Raw genomic sequence first — 5,860 nt, forward strand, 5'->3', positions numbered from 1 at the left:
TTAATCCTTTTTTAAAAGAAAATGAAATTCTAAGAATAAGCGAGCATAAGTGAGATAAATTTAATTTATAGAGGGAGGAGATTAAATGAGAGTTGAAGGTTTTGATAAAATCAATAAAAGTTTAGAACAAATATCTAAAAATGCTAAAAATTAAAAGATAGATGGAACCGAGCAAGTTTCTTTTGAAGAGTTATTTGGTTATGAATTTATGAAAAAGCACACTAATTTTGATAATATTAATGCTTTTTTTGAATATTCAAAACTTCAATTTTCCACTGAAGAAGAATTTCAAGCTATACCAGAAAATATAAAAGATAAAGAAGTAATAAAGTTCACCTCATTTAATTCATGGAAAGAAATGCTTTCAACTGCAGTTGCTGAATATTTAAATAAAGAATTATTCAAAGGAGTGTAATTAGAATGTCCAATGTTAGTGAATTAGAATTAGCTAAAGAAATATGGGAAGATTGTAATGGTGATTTAGGTCAAAGATTAATACTTGATTTGAGAACTATGGATTCAGAAAGAAAACTAAAATTAGAAAATCTTTTAAGAAAGGGAGTTATAAAAAAATATAATAATGCCTATGGAGTATCGATAACTACAAAGAAATTTATTGAAAATGATGGAATGACCGACCATGAAATTGAAAAAATTAAAGAAGAAGAGCGTAAAGACTTATCATTAAAATATTCAAAGAGGGCAAATATAATATCAACAATTGCACTTTTTATTTCTCTATTTGGTGTTATAATAGCTTTTTCAAAATAAAACCTAGAACAAAATTAACATGCATAACATGAAGTTAGCGACATTCAGCTTACTGCTTATAAGTAGAGTGACTTATGAAATCCAGCAGCTAGATAGTAGGTTGAGAGGATACTAGAACGTCCCAAATCTGCGGGACGCTAAATCAATCCCAAATCTCCCGGGCCAACTTTAAAAATCAGCTACACCAAAATATATAAAATAATATTAAGCTCCAGTAAGTATAAATTATAATTACTGGAGCATTCTAATTGCAACATTATATTTAATTCATTCTACTTCAATAAATATTAAACCACTTCTTCTTGCTTTCTCTCCAAAAACCTAACAACATGATCAGCAATCCCCCGGGCCAACAAAGGCGGCACAGCATTACCAACTTGCTTAGCCACGGCTTTAAAATCTCCTTGAAAGATAAAATCATCAGGGAAACTCTGAATCCTAGCCCCTTCCCGCAGTGAAAGCCCCCTATTCTCTACAGGATGCAGTTTCTCTCTAGCATTAAAATCAGTAGTTAAAATAGTATTAGACTGTTCATCTCGATTAAGTCTCATATACCGTGGTCTAATCCCTGACTTGCTATTAAGATCATAGGCTACTACTCCATCTTTTTCTTTTGTTCTTAACCAACCTTCTTCTTTTAATTTTCTTATGTCAGACTTACTAACTTCTATTTTCTTATCCAATAAATCCTCGAAACTATATTTCATTGCTTCTCTTAAAACCTCTTCTTTCTGTAAACTTTCAACTATCTTGTCCTCAGGAATATAATCCGGTCCTGATTTATCCGTCAACTTATATGCTTTCCTGCCCCTATGCCGACCAATAAACCAAAAAATCAGCCTTTGCTCAAGAGTGAATTTATCCTTAAACAAATCCCAAACTCCAACATATTTATCTCCAAACCTAGTACTCCTATACATCTTGCCTTCAGGTATCTTCTCTACAATAAACATATCTTTATCCCGAGGTGCTTTAGCAATATGATTATAAACACTGTCACTTCCAGCTCTCATTATTTCTTGGAATTTATTTTTTGGCTCTGACTTATAATCAAGCATCTCTTCTTCACCAGCAGCTGAAAGATCAGAGATTGCCTGTCCTACTGTCACATAAGAAGAAAATAAATTTTTATCCTTTTTAAATAAGTTTAACTGCTCCCCCACTATTGAATCTGGCAATGTAGGATTAGCCATACCCTTTCTAGTAGCTATAAATATAGCCCGTTCCCTTTTTTGAGGTACACCAAACTCTTTAGAATTTAAAATACCATAAATCACATTATAATCAGTTTCAAATTCTCCTTTCATCTCCTCAATAAACCGATCATCAATAGTCAACATCCCCGAAACATTCTCCATCACTACAATTTGAGGTTCAATCTCTTTTACCCATCTAATAAAATGGAAAACCAAATTATTTCTTTCATCCTCTAAGCTACGACTACCTTTAGCATCACTAAATCCCTGACAAGGAGGAGAACCAATCACAACATCTATATTACCCTGTTTTAACTCAGCAGGAACTTCCTTTCTAACATCATACTCTACTCCTTCGCCTGGATGATTGAAATTAAAAGTTTTTAAAGCATCTTTCTCAATATCATAACCTCTAATAACCTTAAATTTATTGGACATCTCAAAACCTTTACTAAAACCTCCAGCTCCACAAAACAAATCTACAACTTTATACTTCATAAATAACCCTCCACTAAGTTAATCAATTAATTATTATATCTTAAACTACAAATTTAGCTGCTCTACTTTCTCTATAGATTCTTTATCGGTTCCTCCATACTTCCCGTTCCATTGTTTAAGTAATAAATCTCGTTTCTCATTTATTAAATCTGAAAGCTTTCTTCCTTCTTCTTTAGCTTCATATTTTTTAGCAGCATTTGAAATCATATTTAACAATTCTTTTGTAAATCCATTCTTTTGAGCAATAAAATCCCAAAACTCTCTACCTATCTTGCTTTTTTCCTCTACATTTCTCAAATTACCACTAATCTGAGAAGATAAAGCCTCCTTATTTCCAAAAGTCATCCCTAAAAGACCTATATTCTTTTTATCTTTGTTCTCTATCTTTTCAATCATTTGATTTAAGGATTCAACCATGCCTACATTCATCGTATTTGGCCCGGATTTAACTTGAATAAAATAATTCTTATTACCAATCTTCTTTTTAATATCAAACCTTTTCCCTTTATAGCTTACATTCTCTTTAGCTGGAACATCTTCAGCCCCACAAGACTTTGCTATGTTCTCTACTGTCATCCCCCAAGAAGTGACAATTGAACGAGTAATCCTCTGATACAAATAAAATAATATAACTTCCTCAGCTTGCTCAAACTTTAGTGCCCTAATCAAAAAAGGGTTAATATCTATTATATTTAACTCTAGTTCCTTTATTTTTTGATAAGTATTAGTTATAAAATTAGAGATAATCTCTTCAACTTCTAAAATCATAATTTCTTCATTAAAATCAATTCGAGATAAAATTTCTAAAACTTCTTCAATCTGTTGCTCATTTAGTGCTTTTTTCCAGTAGATGTTTGGATTTCTTCTAAATCACCCTTATAAACATCATTAAAATCTGAAAATTTATCCACACTACTAATAATTTTACCAGCAGTTGCATTTCCTATACCACTAACCTTTTTTAGTTGCTCTTGTATATAGTCATACTCTCTATCACTCAACAAACTCTTCTACCTCCATTCCTTAACCTTTCTTAATAATAATTATATAAATAACACCTCTTTACCTCCCTCTAAAAAAAGAAAAAAGTTAATCCTTTTTACCAAAGTTTTGATAGTTCAATATCCAAGAATAAATTGACAAATAAGAAATTATTTTCAAAGATTAAAGGGAATAAAATGTTTTTATAGAAAAATAAACTAAATGAGTTGACTCATTTTTAAAATTTAGCGTACCCTTCTCTTGGCCCTTTTGTTCTTCTTTAAGGAGACATTTTAGAGAAGTTATTTATTTACAATCGAGATGTTAACTTGCGATAATTATAAAAATCAAACTAGATATATAAGATCTTAACGAAGTTAACTTCGTTAAGATTAAGTTATCAGAAATGGGGCTATGATAACTTGTCTGTTTTTTAGGAGGTGATTTTTTCAAGAAACTAGTCAACTTAATCTATATTAGATATAGTTTTTATTTGAGTTCTACTATGGTATGGAACAAGAGAGAATAACAAAATAACAAACAGGAGTGATACTTAATGAAACAGAAAATGTCAGTTGTTGGATTAGTCTTGTTTTTGAGTTTAGCTCTTTTAGGTTGTAGTCAAGCAAGTTCTCCTGAAGATTTTAAGTTTGATAGTGAGACTGGAACAATAACTGGTTATAGTGGTACTAGTAAAGATTTAGTCATACCTTCTGAAATTGATGGAGTTAAGGTAACTGAAATTCAAGGGGGAGTTTGGAATAAAGAAGAACAAGGCTGGGATAAAAAACCAGCTTTTATTGAACAAGGATTAACGACAGTAGAGCTACCAGATAGTGTTACTAAAATAGGTGATGGGGCTTTTGGTAGTAATGAATTAGAAGAAGTAGAGATACCAGATAGTGTAGTTGAAATCGGTGATGGAGCTTTTTTTGCTAATCAATTAGAAGAAGTAAAGCTATCAGATAGTGTAACTAAAATAGGTGAAGAGGCTTTTGCCTTTAATAATTTAGAAGAAGTAGAGATACCAGATAGTTTAACTGAAATACGTGGTTATGTTTTTGGATATAACAACTTAACCTCAGTGGAGATACCAGACAGTGTAACTAAAATAAGTGGTGGAGCCTTTTATGACAATGAATTAGAGGAAGTAGAGCTATCAGATAGTCTAACTGAAATAGGTAATTTTGCTTTTGATGATGGTGTAAAATTAATTGGTTGGGAAGATTAGATAAGATCCTAATTTAGAGATAATACTATAGTTTGCCCCACTTCTGATAACATAGCATTAGCGACATCTAGTCGGATGGCCTAAATGAAGGTTTAATATTTTATGAAAGCCTGGGTGGGTTAGCTCAGGCTTTCATTTTCATATGAGACGTCGCGAATGCTAGGGACGTTAATTTCAAACCTCCGTCCAACTTTAAAAATCAGCCGCATCCAAGTGTATAAAATAATTTTGTTAATATTAAGCTAAATATAACCCTTTACATTAGATAGGCAAACTTATAAAAAAGGAGGAACATTATGGAACTCCAACTGTTAAGAACATTTTTTATGTGGTGTACAATCTTGAATGTAGGGCTATTGCTCCTTTCATTTCCACTCTTAATACTTGCCAATGACTATGTATATAAAATCCATAGCAAATGGTTTTCTATGCCACGAGAAACATTCAATATGGTTCTCTACTCTCTTATTGGTATCTATAAGATCATCATTTTTGTTTTCAACCTAGTACCATGGGTAGCCCTAACGATTATTGAATGAGAAGAAAATGCTAAAATATATTAAAATGCTTTGTCAAATCATAATCAGACATTTATAATTTGACAAAGGTATTTAAAAACTCAAAAAATAATAAACGCCTAATTCAACCCACTTCCTCATTTGATCGTTTTTAGAGTAAAGTTTACTTATCAATTTCTTTCTGGAGATAAAATTCATGTATTGCTATATCTAATTCTCTACTAAGAGTTTGAACTTTTGGATTTTGACTTCCTGCTTCCGATTCTTCCAGCTTCTGCTTCAATTTCTCTCTTAATTTCTCTATCTCCTTTTTTTTAGTCATATTAACTAAACCTCCTGTTAATAATGATTTATATTTATTAACTGTAGTCTCATTATGTTAACTAAAATTTGTAATCATATACCAATTGTAGTAAATTAGTTGCATTATTATCTTATTGATGCTATCAAAAAAGAATTTGTTTTTAGGAAAGAATAAATTATAATGAGAAATGATGTTATATTATATATAAATAAACTATATAATATAATTAAAACCATTATTTTGTCGATAATTTTTGTTTATTTATGTATTAATCTGTAATATAATTAACATAATGAGACTTATGTTAACTTCCTACGTAAACTAAATCATAAATTAACCTTGTTATAAGCAGCATTTACTG

At 30.8% G+C, this 5,860-nt stretch carries 8 protein-coding genes; 4 read left to right on the top strand and 4 right to left on the bottom strand.

Annotated elements, in window-relative coordinates; genetic code table 11:
• Nucleotides 1-208 precede the first annotated feature (208 nt).
• Nucleotides 209-415 (top strand): hypothetical protein, encoded by a 207-nt coding sequence (locus MWH25_RS12385; protein WP_248627962.1) that lies wholly within the window; start codon nucleotides 209-211, stop codon nucleotides 413-415.
• Nucleotides 416-420: 5 nt separating this feature from the next.
• Nucleotides 421-771, top strand: coding sequence for a hypothetical protein (locus tag MWH25_RS12390; protein WP_248627963.1), 351 nt, complete (start codon nucleotides 421-423; stop codon nucleotides 769-771).
• A gap of 287 nt (nucleotides 772-1,058) precedes the next feature.
• Here the strand turns inward: MWH25_RS12390 and MWH25_RS12395 are convergent, their stop codons facing one another.
• From MWH25_RS12395 to MWH25_RS12405, 3 genes are all read right to left on the bottom strand, one after another.
• Nucleotides 1,059-2,465 carry a DNA cytosine methyltransferase gene (locus MWH25_RS12395; protein WP_248627964.1) on the bottom strand — a complete coding sequence of 469 codons (1,407 nt, stop codon included), beginning with the start codon at nucleotides 2,463-2,465 and terminating at the stop codon, nucleotides 1,059-1,061.
• Nucleotides 2,466-2,510: 45 nt separating this feature from the next.
• Nucleotides 2,511-3,233, bottom strand: a complete 723-nt coding sequence (locus MWH25_RS12400) for a PmeII family type II restriction endonuclease (protein ID WP_248627965.1) — start codon at nucleotides 3,231-3,233, stop codon at nucleotides 2,511-2,513.
• A gap of 62 nt (nucleotides 3,234-3,295) precedes the next feature.
• Nucleotides 3,296-3,466, bottom strand: coding sequence for a helix-hairpin-helix domain-containing protein (locus MWH25_RS12405; RefSeq protein ID WP_248627966.1), 171 nt, complete (start codon nucleotides 3,464-3,466; stop codon nucleotides 3,296-3,298).
• 536 nt (nucleotides 3,467-4,002) lie between these two features.
• Here MWH25_RS12405 and MWH25_RS12410 point away from each other — a divergent pair.
• Both MWH25_RS12410 and MWH25_RS13085 read left to right on the top strand, forming a co-directional pair.
• Complete coding sequence (locus MWH25_RS12410; RefSeq protein WP_248627967.1) at nucleotides 4,003-4,677, top strand: leucine-rich repeat domain-containing protein; 675 nt, start codon at nucleotides 4,003-4,005, stop codon at nucleotides 4,675-4,677.
• 296 nt (nucleotides 4,678-4,973) lie between these two features.
• Nucleotides 4,974-5,216 (top strand): DUF6868 family protein, encoded by a 243-nt coding sequence (locus tag MWH25_RS13085; protein WP_345947266.1) that lies wholly within the window; start codon nucleotides 4,974-4,976, stop codon nucleotides 5,214-5,216.
• Nucleotides 5,217-5,358: 142 nt separating this feature from the next.
• On the opposite strand, the gene MWH25_RS12415 is transcribed toward MWH25_RS13085, so the two are convergent.
• Nucleotides 5,359-5,517, bottom strand: a complete 159-nt coding sequence (locus MWH25_RS12415) for a Spo0E family sporulation regulatory protein-aspartic acid phosphatase (protein WP_248627968.1) — start codon at nucleotides 5,515-5,517, stop codon at nucleotides 5,359-5,361.
• Between the last annotated feature and the right edge of the window lie 343 nt (nucleotides 5,518-5,860).

It is taken from the genome of Natroniella acetigena (assembly GCF_023227745.1).
In the GTDB taxonomy this organism is placed as follows: Bacteria; Bacillota; Halanaerobiia; order Halobacteroidales; family Halobacteroidaceae; genus Natroniella; species Natroniella acetigena.

Excerpts from the sequence above, each read along its gene's own strand:
- MWH25_RS12385 (WP_248627962.1), top strand. The coding sequence starts at position 209 with ATGAAAAAGCACACTAATTTTGATAATATTAATGCTTTTTTTGAATAT.
- MWH25_RS12390 (WP_248627963.1), top strand. The coding sequence starts at position 421 with ATGTCCAATGTTAGTGAATTAGAATTAGCTAAAGAAATATGGGAAGAT.
- MWH25_RS12395 (WP_248627964.1), bottom strand. The coding sequence starts at position 2,465 with ATGAAGTATAAAGTTGTAGATTTGTTTTGTGGAGCTGGAGGTTTTAGT.
- MWH25_RS12400 (WP_248627965.1), bottom strand. The coding sequence starts at position 3,233 with ATGATTTTAGAAGTTGAAGAGATTATCTCTAATTTTATAACTAATACT.
- MWH25_RS12410 (WP_248627967.1), top strand. The coding sequence starts at position 4,003 with ATGAAACAGAAAATGTCAGTTGTTGGATTAGTCTTGTTTTTGAGTTTA.
- MWH25_RS13085 (WP_345947266.1), top strand. The coding sequence starts at position 4,974 with ATGGAACTCCAACTGTTAAGAACATTTTTTATGTGGTGTACAATCTTG.
- MWH25_RS12415 (WP_248627968.1), bottom strand. The coding sequence starts at position 5,517 with ATGACTAAAAAAAAGGAGATAGAGAAATTAAGAGAGAAATTGAAGCAG.